11 protein-coding genes and 1 tRNA gene are annotated in these 14,331 nt (G+C 69.7%); 2 read left to right on the top strand and 10 right to left on the bottom strand.

The window, feature by feature from the left end:
- Nucleotides 1-47 precede the first annotated feature (47 nt).
- From ABT095_RS33915 to ABT095_RS33905, 3 genes are read right to left on the bottom strand one after another with little or no spacing between them, the layout of a single operon-like run.
- Nucleotides 48-1,109 (bottom strand): iron-containing alcohol dehydrogenase family protein, encoded by a 1,062-nt coding sequence (locus ABT095_RS33915; protein ID WP_350533410.1) that lies wholly within the window; start codon nt 1,107-1,109, stop codon nt 48-50.
- Entirely contained in the window at nt 1,097-1,852 is a 756-nt protein-coding gene (locus ABT095_RS33910) for a phosphocholine cytidylyltransferase family protein (protein WP_350533409.1), read from the bottom strand. The genes ABT095_RS33915 and ABT095_RS33910 overlap by 13 nt, the downstream gene beginning before the upstream one ends.
- Nucleotides 1,849-3,870, bottom strand: coding sequence for a DUF5941 domain-containing protein (locus tag ABT095_RS33905; RefSeq protein WP_502885116.1), 2,022 nt, complete (start codon nt 3,868-3,870; stop codon nt 1,849-1,851). Before ABT095_RS33905 ends, ABT095_RS33910 begins: the two co-directional genes overlap by 4 nt.
- Before the next feature lie 881 nt (nt 3,871-4,751).
- Between ABT095_RS33905 and idi the strand changes: the two genes are divergently transcribed.
- Nucleotides 4,752-5,333 carry an isopentenyl-diphosphate Delta-isomerase gene (idi, locus tag ABT095_RS33900; protein WP_350533408.1) on the top strand — a complete coding sequence of 194 codons (582 nt, stop codon included), beginning with the start codon at nt 4,752-4,754 and terminating at the stop codon, nt 5,331-5,333.
- A 28-nt stretch (nt 5,334-5,361) separates the two neighbouring features.
- Here idi and ABT095_RS33895 read toward each other — a convergent pair whose 3' ends face one another.
- The gene (locus tag ABT095_RS33895) at nt 5,362-5,931 is read right to left on the bottom strand and encodes an ATP-binding protein (protein WP_502885114.1); all 570 of its coding nucleotides are present in this window, start codon (nt 5,929-5,931) and stop codon (nt 5,362-5,364) included.
- Nucleotides 5,932-6,328: 397 nt separating this feature from the next.
- Between ABT095_RS33895 and ABT095_RS33890 the strand changes: the two genes are divergently transcribed.
- A tRNA-Leu gene (locus tag ABT095_RS33890) sits at nt 6,329-6,416 on the top strand.
- A 657-nt stretch (nt 6,417-7,073) separates the two neighbouring features.
- On the opposite strand, the gene ABT095_RS33885 is transcribed toward ABT095_RS33890, so the two are convergent.
- The 6 genes from ABT095_RS33885 to ABT095_RS33860 all read right to left on the bottom strand — a co-directional run bounded on the left by ABT095_RS33885 (nt 7,074) and on the right by ABT095_RS33860 (nt 13,732).
- Entirely contained in the window at nt 7,074-7,541 is a 468-nt protein-coding gene (locus tag ABT095_RS33885; protein WP_350533407.1) for a hypothetical protein, read from the bottom strand.
- A 142-nt stretch (nt 7,542-7,683) separates the two neighbouring features.
- Nucleotides 7,684-9,102, bottom strand: a complete 1,419-nt coding sequence (locus ABT095_RS33880) for an alpha/beta hydrolase (protein WP_350533406.1) — start codon at nt 9,100-9,102, stop codon at nt 7,684-7,686.
- A gap of 33 nt (nt 9,103-9,135) precedes the next feature.
- The gene (locus ABT095_RS33875) at nt 9,136-9,285 is read right to left on the bottom strand and encodes a hypothetical protein (protein ID WP_350533405.1); all 150 of its coding nucleotides are present in this window, start codon (nt 9,283-9,285) and stop codon (nt 9,136-9,138) included.
- Complete coding sequence (locus ABT095_RS33870) at nt 9,282-9,590, bottom strand: type VII secretion target (protein WP_350533404.1); 309 nt, start codon at nt 9,588-9,590, stop codon at nt 9,282-9,284. Before ABT095_RS33870 ends, ABT095_RS33875 begins: the two co-directional genes overlap by 4 nt.
- Nucleotides 9,591-10,060: 470 nt before the next feature.
- Nucleotides 10,061-11,029, bottom strand: a complete 969-nt coding sequence (locus ABT095_RS33865) for a Gfo/Idh/MocA family protein (protein WP_350533403.1) — start codon at nt 11,027-11,029, stop codon at nt 10,061-10,063.
- A 78-nt stretch (nt 11,030-11,107) separates the two neighbouring features.
- Nucleotides 11,108-13,732 (bottom strand): tetratricopeptide repeat protein, encoded by a 2,625-nt coding sequence (locus ABT095_RS33860; RefSeq protein WP_350533402.1) that lies wholly within the window; start codon nt 13,730-13,732, stop codon nt 11,108-11,110.
- Nucleotides 13,733-14,331 lie beyond the last annotated feature (599 nt).

Here is a 14,331-nt window from a genome sequence, read left to right as displayed (position 1 = left end):
GCAGTTCCTCGATCGAGGGGCGGCGGGTGAGGTCCACCGGGGGGTGTTCAGCTGTTGACGGCTTGGACATAGTCGGCGTACGCGTCCCTGATGTCTGAAGGGGAGAGGTCGAGGTGTTCCAGGATGGTGAAGCGGCCCGGCCTGGTGTTCGGAGCGTAGTGCACCGCCTCGGTGAACTCCGCCTCGGTGAAACCGATCTGAGCCGCGGTCACCGGCAGACCGTGGAAGCTGAGTCGCTCCGCGATCAGGCCGGTCAGCTCGCGCTCGCCCCGCAGGTGGCTGGCGAACGCGGCCCCGAGACCGCACTGCTCCCCGTGCTGCGCGGAGCGCTTGGGGTACAGCACGTCCAGGGCATGGCAGATCTCGTGGCAGGCGCCGGAGGACGGCCGGGTGCTGCCCGCGATGTTCATCGCGATGCCGGACAGTACCAGGGCTTCCGCGAGGCACATCAGGAGGTCCTCGTCCTCCAGCGTGCCGGGGTGGCGCAGCAGGTTCTCCCCCGCCGAACGGGCCATCGCGACGGCCAGCCCGTCCACCGGCTCGCCGGTGATCCGGTGCGAGAGCTCCCAGTCCGCGCAGGCGGAGATGTTGGAGATCACGTCGCCGATCCCGGCCGCCACGAAGCGCTTGGGGGCCTGCCGGATGACGTCCAGGTCGACCACGATGCCGATCGGGCTGGGCACCCCGTAGGAGCCCCGCCCGGCGTCGTTGTCGAGCGTGGAGACGGGCGAGCAGAGGCCGTCGTGGGCCAGGTTGGTGGCCACCGCGACGATCGGCAGGCCGACCCGCGCGGCGGCGTACTTCGCCGCGTCGATGATCTTGCCGCCGCCGAGCCCGACCAGGGCGTCGAAGTGCCCGCCGCGCAGCTGGTCCGCCAGCTGCACGGCACAGTCCAGGCTGCCGTCCGCGACCTCGAACCACTCGGCGCCCGGCAGCAGCGGCTCCAGGCGCTCGCGCAGCACCGCGCCGGAGCCGTTGCTGATCGCCACCGCTATCCGCCCGTGGGCGGAGAGCCGCTGGTCCGCGAGGATGCCGCCGAGGGCGTCGAGCGCCCCCGGGCGGATCTCCACGAAGACGGGCGAGGGCACCAGGCGGGTCAGTACTGGCACGCGATCTCCCGCGCCTTGGCCAGGTCGTCGTGGTTGTCCACCTCGACCCAGGAGACCTCGCCGATCGGCTGCACGTCGATGCGCAGGCCGCGGTTGACCATCTCCTGGTAGCCGTCCTCGTAGTACAGCTGGGGGTCGCGCTCGAAGGTGGCCTGCAGGGCGCTGGCGAGGTCGCCGGCGGCCGACGGGTTGATGACCGTGACGCCGATGTACTCGCCGGTCGCCTCGGCCGGGTCCATCAGCTTGGTGATGCGGCGCATGCCGGCGGCCGGGTCGACGACGACCTTCATCTCCTCGTCGGCGAGCTTCTTCACCGTGTCGAGGGCGAGCAGGATGCCGGGGGCGTTGCCCTCCTTGATCCGGCGGTCGTTGCCGTCCAGCATGGTGCGCTGCACCGAGGCCGGGTGCACGGTGTCGCCGTTGGCGAGCAGCAGGCCCTCGCCGAAGAGGTCCCGGGCGCACCAGAGGGAGTAGGCGTTGTTCCACTCCTCGGCCTTGTCGTTCTCGACCAGGGTCAGCTTGACGCCGTACTTCTGCTCGAGCGCGTCCTTGCGGTCGTACACCGCCTCCTTGCGGTAGCCCACCACGATGGCGGCCTCGCGCAGGCCGACCTCGGCGAAGTTGCCCAGGGTGAGGTCCAGGACGGTCCGCTCCCCGTCGACCGGCACCAGTGCCTTGGGCAGGGTGTCGGTGTACGGGCGCAGCCGCCGGCCGGCGCCGGCTGCCAGAACGAGGCCGATCATGCGGTGTCTCCTGATTCGTCGTGTTCAGCGGTGGCATCGCCGAGCACCCAGAAGTGGATGCTCTCGGCGACCACGACCAGCGCCAGAACGGCCGCCAGCGCCACCATGGCGGTCTGCAGGACGGACGCCCCGGAGCCCTGGTGGCCGATCGGCCCGACCGGGCTGCCGTGGTAGGCGAGCGCCGCGACGACTGTCACGAGCAGCGCCCGGCCCTCCTGCCCGCCGGTCGTCCGTACCAGCCATCGGGACGGCGCTCCGGTGCCGCCACGCAGGCGGTACACCGTGTCGTAGTGATGGTAGGCGACAGCGGCGACCAGCCCGAACGCGACCGGGAGGGCCGCGACGTTCAGGCGCAGGGCCAGCGCGAGCACCGTGAGGTACTCCCCGGCGCGGAAGAACGCGGGGGCGAGCCAGTCCAGCGGGCCGTTGAGCTTGCGGGCCAGCACCAGCGAGCTGAGCAGCAGGTAGCCGGCCGCTGCCGCGACGGCCTGCCAGGTGCCCGCGGTGAAGTACACGGCGGCGGGCAGCCCGGCGGCGGCCAGCGCCGCGAGCACCGGCACAGCGAGGCCGGGCAGCCGGCGCGCGATCGGGCGCAGCACGGGGGCGAGCAGCTCGGCCAGCGGCCCGCCGTCGGCGAGCGCCGCCACCTCGGCGGCGGCCTTGTCCTCGCGGGGGCGGCGGCGGGTGACCGAGCGCAGCACCCGGCCGGCCGTGGTGTAGCAGCAGGCGAGCGCGCAGCCGATCAGCAGCACGGTCAGCGTGGTGCGCGGGGTGGTGCAGGCGGTCAGCAGGGCGATCATCGCCCAGCGCTCGCCGATCGGCAGCACGATGATCCGGCGGGCCCAGACCGTCCAGCCGACCCGGTCGAGCCGGCTGGAGAACTGGGCGGTGGGGCTGGTGTTGACCGGTCCGGTGGGTGCCTTCTCGCCGGTCGCCTTCGCGGAGGCGGCCGCGGCGGAGGCGGCGCTGGTCTGGTCGGCGGCCATGAAGGCGAAGTCCACGCTGTGCCGGAAGGTCATCAGCACCATCGCGGCCAGGGCCAGGGCCCAGACGTGGTCGCCGCCGCGGGCGGCGCCGAGCGCCAGGCCCGCGTAGAACGAGTACTCCTTGGCCCGGTCGAAGGTGGCGTCCAGCCAGGCCCCGACCGTGGAGTACTGGAGGTCGTACCGGGCCAGCTGGCCGTCGGTGCAGTCCAGCACGAAGGAGGCGATCAGCAGCACCCCGGCGGCTATGTAGCCGCCGCGGGTGCCGGTGGCCGCGCAGCCGGCCGCGAGCAGGGCGACCAGCAGCGAGGCGGTGGTCACCTGGTTCGGGGTGAGGCCGCGGCGAGCGCACCAGCGGGCCAGGTAGCGGGAGTACGGGCTGATGAAGAAGGTGGTGAAGAAGCCGTCCCGGGCCTTGACCGCCCGGCGCAGCCGGACCGCCTCCTCGTCCACCTCGGCCATCGCGGCCTGGGCGGCGCGCAGCTCGCTCGCGCTCGCGGGGACACCGGCGACCAGCGTGCCCAGCTCGGGGCGCTGCAGGGGCAGGCCGTGGGCCTCGACGGCCTCGGCGAGGCGGTCGGGGAGGGGGCGGGTGGCGGCGGCCTCGGCCCCGGGGGTGCTGCCGGTACCGGCGGTACTGCCGGTGCTGCCGGTGCTGCCGGTGCTGCCGGTGCTCTGGTGCGGGATCGGCAGGGCTTCGCGGCCGGTTCCGGCCCCGGCCCCGGCTCCGGACGTCGCTTCGGACGCGGTGAGGGCTCGGGCGGCCGCCGCGAGGGCGGTGCGGGCCTGCGGGCCGGCCAGCACGGTCGCGCCGGGTACGGCGACGGCCGGGAAGCGGGGGTCGGTCAGCGCCAGGCGCAGCGCGTGGCGGTGACCGACGAAGCCGCCGTCCACCACCGCGATCCGCTCGGCCTTGGCGGCGCGCCGGTCCTGGGCCCCGGGGGCCAGGACGGTGGCGACGAGCTCGGCCAGCGCGGCCGCGTCAGCGGCGTACAGCACCTGGTCGAAGCCGAGTGCGGCGAGGTCGGCCCGCAGCTCGGTGGCGACGGCCGTGGGCGCCGTCCCGAGGGCGGTCCCCAGGCCACCGCCCCTGGCGGGCTCGGCCGGGGCCGCATGGAGGGGCGGCGTTCCGGACGCGAGCAGCGCGGTGCCGGTCACGATCACAGTGGACAGCGGGACTCACTCCCTGGCGGTGGTGTGCGGTCCGGCCACAACGGAGTGCGGTGGGACGGTGGGGCGGGTCGGGTGCCTGCCTCCCGACACGGGGTCGGGTCTCGGTCACCTGACGTCTGGTTCGGTCGGTGTCGGCCTCCGCACCGATGACGGCCCGCGGCGGGCCGAATCGGCCTCGAACGGACGGCACGTGGTGCGGAGCTGAGCGCTTCGGACGGAACCGAACGCACCGATCGAGGCTACCGGACCCCAGTTCGCCCTCGAAACGGCAGCGGCCAGCACTTATCCGCAGCTGACGACCCAGGACCGTGCTGATCATCATTCCGGACTGCGGGTCGAAGGTTCAAGCCGCCTACCAGTCCTGGTCGGTCGGCCGACCGACCTGTACGCGGCCAGGAGGTGAAACGAGAACGACCAACTCGATCACAAATCGAACAATCTGGCCGGACGTTCGGCTGCGTTCGAGCCTTTCGCGCCGTCGTGGGCGTCAGATCACCCAGGGCCTCGGCCCATGCGGCAGACTTGCCCCGACGCCGGCGCAAGCCCGAATCTCCACCCTCGAAATCTTCGCGGTACGTCCACCACTCGGCCCGGAAATCTTTACCGGGTCCGGCCACGGTCGGCGTGCGCACGGGGGCGACGAGGGCCCCTCGGCGCCGCGTAGCCGACCGCCGGACCGGGTGGGCCGGGCCGGGTCCGCATGCCCGGGCTGCGGCTCCGGTCCTCGTGCCGAAAGAGGCCCCATGCCCGAGAGCCGACCGACCGACCAGACCACAGCTGGCTCCGCCCCCGAGATCCTGTTGGAGCTGGTCGACGACGAAGGCGTCACCATCGGCACGGCCGAGAAGCTCTCCGCCCACCAGCAGCCCGGGCGGCTGCACCGGGCCTTCTCGGTCTTCCTCTTCGACCGGCAGGGCCGCCTGCTGCTCCAGCGCCGGGCCCTCGGCAAGTACCACTCCCCCGGCGTCTGGTCCAACACCTGCTGCGGTCACCCCTACCCCGACGAGCCGCCCTTCGTCGCGGCGGCCCGGCGCACCGCCGAGGAGCTGGGCGCCGCCCCCGCCCTGCTCTGCGAGGCCGGCACCGTCCGCTACGACCTCCCCGACGAGGCCTCCGGCCTGATCGAGCGCGAGTGGAACCACCTCTTCGTCGGCCTGGTCACCGCCGACCTCGCGCCGGACCCGGACGAGGTGGACGACACCCGCTTCGTCACGGCCGACGAGCTCAAGGCACTGGAGGCCGAGCGGCCGTTCTCGGTCTGGTTCCGCACCGTGTTCGAGGCCGCCCTGCCGGGCATCCGCGAGATCGCCGGCCGCGACTGGTAGACCCGGGCCGGCCTGGGCGCTCCCCCCGCTACTCCCCGAAGGCCGCCCAGGCTCCGGGCTCCTCCTCGCCGTCGAAGTCCTCCGCGAGGGAGTGGCCGAGCCCGAAACCCCGGCCCTCCTGGCTCGCCGGGAGCGGCAGCGAGGCCCAGATCACCTTGCCGCCCTCCCCGGTCCGCTCCACGTCGCAGACGCCGCCGGCCTGCAAGGTCACGCTCTTGACCAGCAGCAGGCCCCGGCCACCGAGCTGGCCGAGGTCGCTCTCCAGCGCCCTCGGCCGGTACGGGTGGCCGTCCTCCACCGAGATCCGGACCCAGCCGTTGCCGATCTGCAGCTCCGCGGTGAGCCGCGGGGAGAGCACGGCGGCATGGGTCACCGCGTTGCTCACCAGCTCCGAGACGATCAGCAGGACGTCGTCGATCAGCTCCTGGTAGCGCTGGCCGGTCATCCCCTGGTCCAGCAGGCGGTCGCGGACGGCGTGCCTGGTCTGCGGCACCGCCGCCTCATGGGCCTCGGCGGAGAACCGCCACAGCCCGGCCGCGGGCTCGGTCTCGACCCGCCTGGCCGGTGCCTCGACCGGTGCCCCACTGATCTGCTCCACTCCAGGCCGCCCTTCGACCGTCCGGTCCAGCGGGGAATCCGGCATTCCGCCCAGAGCTTCCCTCGGACCATCGAGGCTACGAGCGCGGCGCCCGCCACGGCGGCAGCGACAGCCAACTTGGCGCCACCCGACCGTTTCCTTCCGTTCCCGGACTCTTCCCGCCCACTTCACCACGCCTTACGACCACCCCTCTCACCAAAATGCCCACTTCTCCTCTCACCCCGCCCCACCCTCCCAGACATGTCCGACTTGCCCCACTCCGTCCCCACCTCCCCCACCCCCTGCCCCATCCCGCCCCCGAGCAGGGCAAATGCTGGTGAGAACGACCCCGGAACCCTGGTACTGTTCTCCGTGTCGCCAAGGGGAACAGCAACCGGAACCCCACGGCACACACCCTGTCCGGGTGGCGGAATGGCAGACGCGCTAGCTTGAGGTGCTAGTGCCCTTTATCGGGCGTGGGGGTTCAAGTCCCCCCTCGGACACCATCTGTGAGCCTGCGGGCTCCGGAAAACAGAACGGGCTGGTTGAGATTCATCTCAACCAGCCCGTTCTGTTTTCCGGACTCATAGGTGAGCATCAGGCCGAGCTACTGGTAGCGCGCAGGCCCGTCGGCGGGCTCGGCCGTGGCGAGGACGGCGACCAGGCCGCTCAGCCCAGGCCGTGGCGGCGATATCGTCGCGAGTCAGCTGGCCGGTGCAGCCGGACTGGGCCGTGCGGAGTTCGGGTCCGGGCGGCTAGGGTCTGGGTCATCCATCGCGCAACGAGGCGAGGGTCGGCACCGGCTTCTAGTGCGGCTCGATAGCTGGCGAGTTTCGCATCGCAGTCGGTGCTCCGTCAGTCGAGAACCGCAGCCGCAGATGTACCGCCCACCCCTCACGCGCAGGGCCGGTCGATCATATCGCCTGCGCACACGACCTGAGGAGAAAGCCGTTCTCTGCAGAGCTTGTGCACCACGCAGTCGGGACGATTCGTAAGCATTCGGCCCGGCCTGCCGCCACTCGGCGAGCCGACCAGCGCCGCGTGCTGCCCCTGGCGAGCCGTCAGCCGACTCGGTGGACCGGAGCGATCTCCGGTCCACCGAGTGGCCAATCCCCAGTAGCCAGCGCTCGCCGCTACTGCCGAGTTGAACCGTCATCAAGCGATCATCCGCTCTGCGCCGGGGAACTGTTGGGCGGCATCAGACACGGCGTGTCGACCGCGAACATGACTCGCTCTGCCGAGCCGTTGCGCCCTGCTCTGCCGACCGTGATCAGATAGTGACTCTTGGAGTGGTTGGCATACATGAGGACCTCGGATTCACCGTCGACGTACTCGCGGTACGAGCTGATCGTGAATTCCTGTCCTTTGAGCATGTCCCGGATCTTTCGGGCCACGGCAGGTTGCTGGTCGCGCGGCACGTCGGCGTACGCGGAGTACATGAGTGTGAACCGGCCGTCGGTCGTGAGCTCGTCGTGCTTGCCGACGCACTGGTTGAAGTTGGCACGGGTTTCAGCAGGGCTTAGCTGCAGCCCTCCGGTCTGGGCCATGTACTCCGTCATATGCTGCGCCCACGTTTGAGCGTCATGCTGGGACATCGTCGGCAGCGGGGCGTTCTTGTCCGGCTCGGACATACATCCTCCAAGGAGCGGCAGAAGACAGAGTAGAACGGCAGCCGGCGACGCTGTTCTTTGCAGAGCACGAGCCACGGGGAGTCCCTTGTGCAGAAGACCGAAGACGGTCTGTGGAATGACTTCGGCTGGCCCTTCTCGGATGTTATCCAGGGGGCTTACCAGCAATGATCAGTCCCTGGTTCCGCAGGCTCTGACTTCCGGGATCCCAGTAGCCACTGTGCCCGTGGGTGTCCACCGTAACGTCGTTGCCACCGAAGGATTGATCCGATGGGTCCGGGCCGAGGGTCAGTCCGCTCGCATAGTTGGCGACCGGGTCGTCAGAGGCTGCTTCCACCCAGACGTGTCCTGGATCGATGTTGAGGTTTCGGGCGTTGTCGGTGCCCATACCCGGGCTGCCGAGCGCGACGATGTCGTCGGCGTGCAGCCCACCGTCACCCTGGGCCGCCACACCGACTGCGGTAGATCCGTAACTGTGGCCGATGACAGTGAGATGGCTGCGGTGGTCGCCCTGCGCGACCCTTACTCCTGCTGTGAAGCTGCGCATGTCGGCGGCACCTCCCTCGGCTCGACCAGTGTCCGTGACACTTGGTGCTATCTCCGGCGCGTCGTATCCCAGCCAGGAGATGACCGACACGGTCTGGCCGGTATCCGCCGCCGCCAGAGCGGCACTCTGCAGTCGGCCCGTCCGTTCGATCTGGCCCGGCATGCTGGCGAGGACGGTGCCGGTCCCCGGCACCAGGACTGCCGTGTGATCGGCTGTGTCGGGGTTACCCATCGCGACGATGGCGCGCCCCTTGCCCTTCGCCGGATCGAGGCCGAGGAGGAACAACTGGCGGGGCCCGTCTTCCCCGTCCGCCTGGTCCAGCTTGTCCCGAAGCCCGCGCAGCGCGTTCTCGCGCTCGTTGTACTCCTCGTAGGTCAGCCCGGAGCCCGTCGGCGACCCGGCATGCAGGGAGTCGAGCTGCTCGTCCAGGGTCAACCGGTTGGCCTGGTCCCGAACCGTCGCCGGGAGCCCGTCGAGCATGCCGACCTGCCCCGGGTACAGCGCCAGGTACTCCTGTTGCTGCTCCGGCGTCAGGGACCACCACCACTCGGCGTTCTGCTTCGGATCCCTGTTCTCCGGGATGTACGGATCCACCAGACCGAGAGCCTTGGCAGCGTCCTTGACATCCTGCGCCGCCTCGGCCGCCGCACCGAAGGCCCGGGGCTGGGTCAGCACACCGGCGCCCAGGCTGCCCAGCGCGTTACGGCCTTCGTCGCTGGCCTCCTGCGCCATAGCGATCGCCGCATCGATCCGATCCTGCGCGGCACGCTGGAGTTCGACCGCCTGCTGACGCGACTCCCTCGCATCCGGGTCATGCCGGTCCGCCCCGTCCAGAGCCGACGGGCCCGCCACCTGACCGTCGTCGGAGACCCCCAGTCCGTTGGTCTCCGCGAAATACACCGCGTTCGTCAGGTTCGTCTGCGCCTGGCTCATACGGCCGGCCACTGTGTCGAGCGTCAACGCGATACTCTCGGTCTCTACCCGGACCACATCGAACTGCTGCTCATTGCGATCCATGGACGCGAAGGCGGCATCAGCATCCGCACCCTTCTACTGCGCCTGCCGCAGGGGTCCGTTGACCTTCGACCGATGCTGGGTGAGCGCAGCCTCCAAGTGCTGCGACAGCGCCCGCCAGGACTTCGCGGCCGTACGAAGCTCCTCTGCGTTGAGCTTCAGCAGAAGAAGGAACTGCGTGCTCACCGCACTCCCAGACCCTTCGTCAAGTCCGCGATCGAGTGGTCGGTCCACTCGTGGCCCTGCGCAGTGGCTTCAAGATTGGCGGCGGTATCGGTCAGGCGGGCGCGCAGCGCGGCCAGAGCGGGCGCCCAGTCGGCGCCGAGCTGTTCGAGGGCAAGACCCATTGACCACCCCGCAAGCTGGGCTTCAGCACCTGCATTGTCCTTCAGTGCGGTGTCGATCGGACCACCGAGCTCATCACCTATCGAACGGGCAAAGCTGGCCGATGCCCGTAGTTCGTCCACATTGACGTTGAATGTCTCGCTCACCGGTCTCCCCCTGTGCACTCTCAGCTTCCCCCACCGCAACAAACCATACAAGGCCATTAGCGCATGGCCGCTCGATTCAGCCTCATTGCCGCCGAGGGTGTCCGAATCATCGATATGGGCGCGGCAGAGTTGGTCAAGCCACATCCACCGCCACGTCACACGCCCACCCCGGCCTCTCCGTTCGAGCCTCGCCGGCGGAGCGCCGTGCCCTCTGGGCCTGGCCAGGGTGAAGAGGCAACCCATCAGCTGGAGTGGGTCGCGCCACAGTCTCCGGCCGAGCAACTGGACCGACGACAGCGGCAACAACAGCTTCGAGCGGAACCACGTACCGGCGCTGGACGCCTTCCTAGGGGTCGGCAGCAGCGAACTGGGTTACGGCCCGGGGCCCGCGATCCGGATGGCTACGACGATCACCGCGACTTCATCAGGCCGGCGCGACAGCTCACCGCAGGGGTCCGAATAGCCTGGCGTCACCTGGGAATGCCCCGCTCGACGTCTGGCGTCGCGTGATGAATCTCGGTAATGGTCGCGGCGGTGTCGAAGCTGAGGACCGGGCCGGGCCGGTCGGAGAGCAGACTCTCGTAGAGGGGCCGATAGTGGGCCACCTTCCGCGGGGTCAGCCCGTCGGTACCGTAGGAGGCCAGTAGCCGGCTCTCCTGGGCCGCGAAGCCGGTCATGGCGGTGTGGTCGATCCAGATCTCCACATCCGAGTGGCCGAACGAGAGAGTGGTCTCCTTGCTGCTGGAACCAGTGAGCCAGCTGCTGCGCAGCCGGGCCGTACCCACCGCGCCCCGGGAGCGGTACTCGGCAGTGCACCAGGCAGTCGCACCGCCGTCCGCCTGCTCGGCGCCGGTGAGCGCTGTGAGGGTGACGAAGCGGGTGAGCATGCTGAGCTGGTTCACCCCCGAGTCCATCCAACTGGACGTGTACGAGGCGAACGCCTGATCACCTCGCAGAACGTAGGGGTCGTAGAACGCCGAGGTGACGGCCGTGACGGGTCCCCACTCGGGGTGCTCGGCGATCCGTTCCGCCGCCCAGTCCACCTCGGGCGAGAACGCGAAGTGGTGCGCGGTGAAGACGCGGCCCCGGACATCGACGTCCCCGTCCAGTGAACGAAGCCGGGCGAGGGAGGCGAGATCGTGGACGAGGGGTTTCTCAACAAGCACTCGGGCTGTGGACCGGACGAGGGCCAGGGTGGCCAGGTCCGCGTGCGTGTCCGTGGGAGTGGCGATCACGACCAGATCGGGCTGGTGCTCGTCCAGTGCGTTGGCGAGGCTCGCGTAGTGGCGCGGCGCGGTTCCACGGAACGGGGGCGGCACCACGAGGTGGGGGTCGACGGTGAAATCGACGGAGATCCAAGGCAGTTCAGCGAGAACTGTGAGATGGGTCTGTGCGATCGTCCCGACGCCGACCAGGCCGACGCGTACGAGGTCACCCACGAAGTCCTGCTCTCTTCAAACAACTCAGCTCACTCAGCGCGGTCCGCTCGGCGCGGTCCGTCCGCTCTCCCGGGAACGTCATCGGCTGCCCAACACGGCCGCCCAGCGGCTCAGCGATGCGGGGCCGTCGACCCATTCGACGGCGGGACTGTCCTGGGCCGCCGCCTCCGCGCCGTCGAGCCAAGAGGTCGCGATGGGCACCCAGTAGGTGTTGCCGCCCGAGGTGCGCGTGCGCTCGTCGAGTTCGGCTCGAGTACGGCGGGCGGCGGCGTGGTCCCCGGCGAGCGCGCCGAGGAGGATCTCCGCCACATCAGCCAGGTTGTGACCACCCCGGTAGGCGATCCCGTCGGCCAGCCGCCGGGTGTCTCCGACAGCTTCCCTGGCAGCTGCAGGGTTGCCGGCCATCGCACAGGTGACCGCCTCGGCAGAACGGATCTTGACGAGCTCCACGGGGTTGGGCACGAGGTCGAGAAGCTCCCGGGCCCTGCCCGCCGCATCGGCCACCGTGGCCGGCTCTCCGGACCAGCACGCTGTCTGCGCCAGATTGGCCAGGGCCTTCGCCTCGGCAGCGGCCAACCCTTCGCGGTGGGCCAAGTCGATCGCCTCGCTGTAAGCCTCGGTGGCCTCACCGAAACGGGCGTTGACACGCCAGATGTGCCCGATCAGCCGGAGCCGTTCCCCTTCGTCCGCCGCGTCGCGGCTCCGCTGCTCCAGTAGAGCCGCGAGGGCAGTGGAAAATCGCCCGTTGAGGTAGTCGTAGTCGCAGAGCCAGTAGCGGGCCACCGCTTCGAACTCGCTACCCAGCAGCTCACGGTAGAGCTCGGCGGCCCTCGAGTAGTCGCCCTGGTTGCGCAGGGCGTGCGCGAGGTGGATGCGCACAAGCTGCGCCGTCCGGCTGCCGCGCCCGACACCCGCGTCCGCGCCGTCCAGGACCCCGATCGCCTGCTGTACTTTCCCGGTCCGGCGCAGCTGGACGCCCAGTATCGCGGCTCGAATCGCCCGGTACTCGGGAATCTCAGGACCACCGGCTGTGAGTCCCGCCCCGAGCTCCGTCCACTGACCCGCCTCGACCAGCCGCTGGGTGGCGTGCGCCATCCAGTCGTCGAAGACCCCGTACGCGGCCGACAACCTGAGGCCGGATTCGAGGGCCTGGGTTGTCGCAGTGCGGCTGGCGGAGGGGCCCAGCCGCTCCCCCAGTCGACGCAGCAACCGGGTGGCTGCCTCACTGCGGTCGCGGTCCGACCATCCGTCGGGGAGAGCCCGGTCGGCCTCGACGATGGCGCGGCGCAGTGCCGCGTGCAGGGCATAGGGCAGCTCGTAAGCATCGTCGTGTGTCAGGAAAGGACGCCGGAGGAACCGCGCGACACGGCCGTCCGGAACACCAGGGCGGCCGGCGCATAGCAAGTCGGCGTCGAGCCGGTCGATGAGAGCCGCCGTGCGGACCAGATCGCGCTCCTCCTGGGGAAGATCCCTGATCGACCGGGTGGCGACCGCCGTGAACGTGCCGCCGAAGTCATCCACTGACGGCTGCCTTCCCCGTGCCAGCAGCTCGACGAAGTGCGACACCGACAGGTCCAGGTACAGCGGCAGCCCCTGGCCCCCTGAGATGATGCGCTCTCGCACTGCCGCCGACATCGCCGGCTCACCGTCCTGGGTGAGCGCCTCGCGAAGGTAGCTGTCGGCGTCGGAGTTCGACAGATACCCCACCAGGTGTTGGCGCGGCTCAGCCGTGTCGTTGCTGAAGTGCAGATTGGGCCAGCAGTCCGGGCCGGTGAAGTCCAGTTCACCGCGGTTCTCGCCGTCCGCCCAGTCGATGCGGTTGCGACCGGTGATCACGAACAGCACGTTGGGCATCAGGTAGACGCAGCGTTGTACGAACCGTTCCGCCGTACGGTCGGCCCGGCCGTTGAGGACCTCGAAGGTATCGAAGAACACGCAGACCTTCGGTCGCCTTCCGCGCTGCGACAGCCGCTCCAGATCCCAGGCCAGGAGGTAGGGGAAGAACGACAGCGTGTCGTAGTCCGCCTCAGCCTCGATCAGCTCGGCGAACAACTCGCACTCGGACAGGAGCCGTCCCTCCCGTACCCGTTCACGAATGGCGCGGAACGTGAGCAGGGCCGCCCGGTGTGCAAGCCCTGTGAGGCCGCCCAGGTCAGCCGGCACGACCTGCCCGACGCTCTCCGCAATCTGCTCGCTGAGACCGATGCTCCGCGAGGCTCGCCGTACCGCCGGCGAGGCATCCAGAAATTCCTGCAGCGTCTCCCCTGGGTGAGCGCGGGCCCAGTACGAGGCCAGCGCCAGGTCAAAGGCCTGCCAGCGGCTTCCCAACCGCCCCAGCCCCGCCCGCAGACGCAGCAGCAGGCTCTCGATGTCACCGGCGCCGTCCTCGGAGACATCCACCCGCACGGCCACAACGTCTTCCCGGCCTTCGGCCTGAGCGTCTGCGAGGAGCCTGCGCTCCAACTCCTGGGAGAGCGATGTCTTCCCTATACCGCCCACACCGTAGAACGTCAGGACGTTGCGGCGCCCCTGCACCCGGTCGACAACGGGGGAGATCTGAGCCTCGGCCAGAGTCTGGTGCAACCCGTCGAGTGACCGGCCGAACGCGGCCACTTCATCGACCCGGTTGGTGAAGACCTGCTGCGCGGCGACGGTGGACGCCAGACCGCTCATGAAAGCAACACGCAAGTTCGTTCGGGTCATCCGGTCTCCTCAGCGGCTTCACACGGCTGCCTCGTCATCAGATCCTGACAGGCCGCGACGGACCGTCACAAGAGGCGCCCTGAGGTTCAGCCCGAATCCACCGGCTGATCTCGGGTGTGGAGGGGCATCGGGATGAAGAGATGCCTTGTGAACTGCGATGATGGGGATTCCTACGTCTCCAGCAAGCACGACCAGCAAGGCATCTCTGTCGGCCATCTCCGTCGCGTTCGACGAGTCCAACCTGCCAGCAGGCGCCCACCCCGACTACGGAAGGTCCACGCCATCCCCGAGGCCAACCTCGTCGGCACCCGGTGCGTCAGCGCAGCCGACCGCCTGTCCTCACGTCGAGGATCCAGCATCGGTCGCGTTCGCGCGCGACCTGAGCTCGAACGAAATGCACAGGACAGCCAGGGTCCGCGTATCCGCCAGCTCGCACCCTGGCAGAGGTGCCCAACTGCCCAGAAACTGCGAAAACCCGTCGCTGGTCGGGGCTCCGGTCCCTAACCTCGCGCTTTCACGAGTGGGGCTGTCCGAGGCGTGATCAAAAGAACGAGGAGTGCCTCTGACCTGGGACGATGGGACTTGTCTAGGGTCCTGAT

Origin of the sequence: Kitasatospora sp. NPDC002227, from assembly GCF_040296285.1 — a bacterium.
In the GTDB taxonomy this organism is placed as follows: domain Bacteria; phylum Actinomycetota; class Actinomycetes; order Streptomycetales; family Streptomycetaceae; genus Kitasatospora.
This window is presented reverse-complemented; position numbering and strand designations above follow the sequence as displayed.

Excerpts from the sequence above, each read along its gene's own strand:
- ABT095_RS33910 (WP_350533409.1), bottom strand. The coding sequence starts at position 1,852 with ATGATCGGCCTCGTTCTGGCAGCCGGCGCCGGCCGGCGGCTGCGCCCG.
- idi (WP_350533408.1), top strand. The coding sequence starts at position 4,752 with ATGCCCGAGAGCCGACCGACCGACCAGACCACAGCTGGCTCCGCCCCC.
- ABT095_RS33885 (WP_350533407.1), bottom strand. The coding sequence starts at position 7,541 with ATGTCCGAGCCGGACAAGAACGCCCCGCTGCCGACGATGTCCCAGCAT.
- ABT095_RS33880 (WP_350533406.1), bottom strand. The coding sequence starts at position 9,102 with ATGGATCGCAATGAGCAGCAGTTCGATGTGGTCCGGGTAGAGACCGAG.
- ABT095_RS33860 (WP_350533402.1), bottom strand. The coding sequence starts at position 13,732 with ATGACCCGAACGAACTTGCGTGTTGCTTTCATGAGCGGTCTGGCGTCC.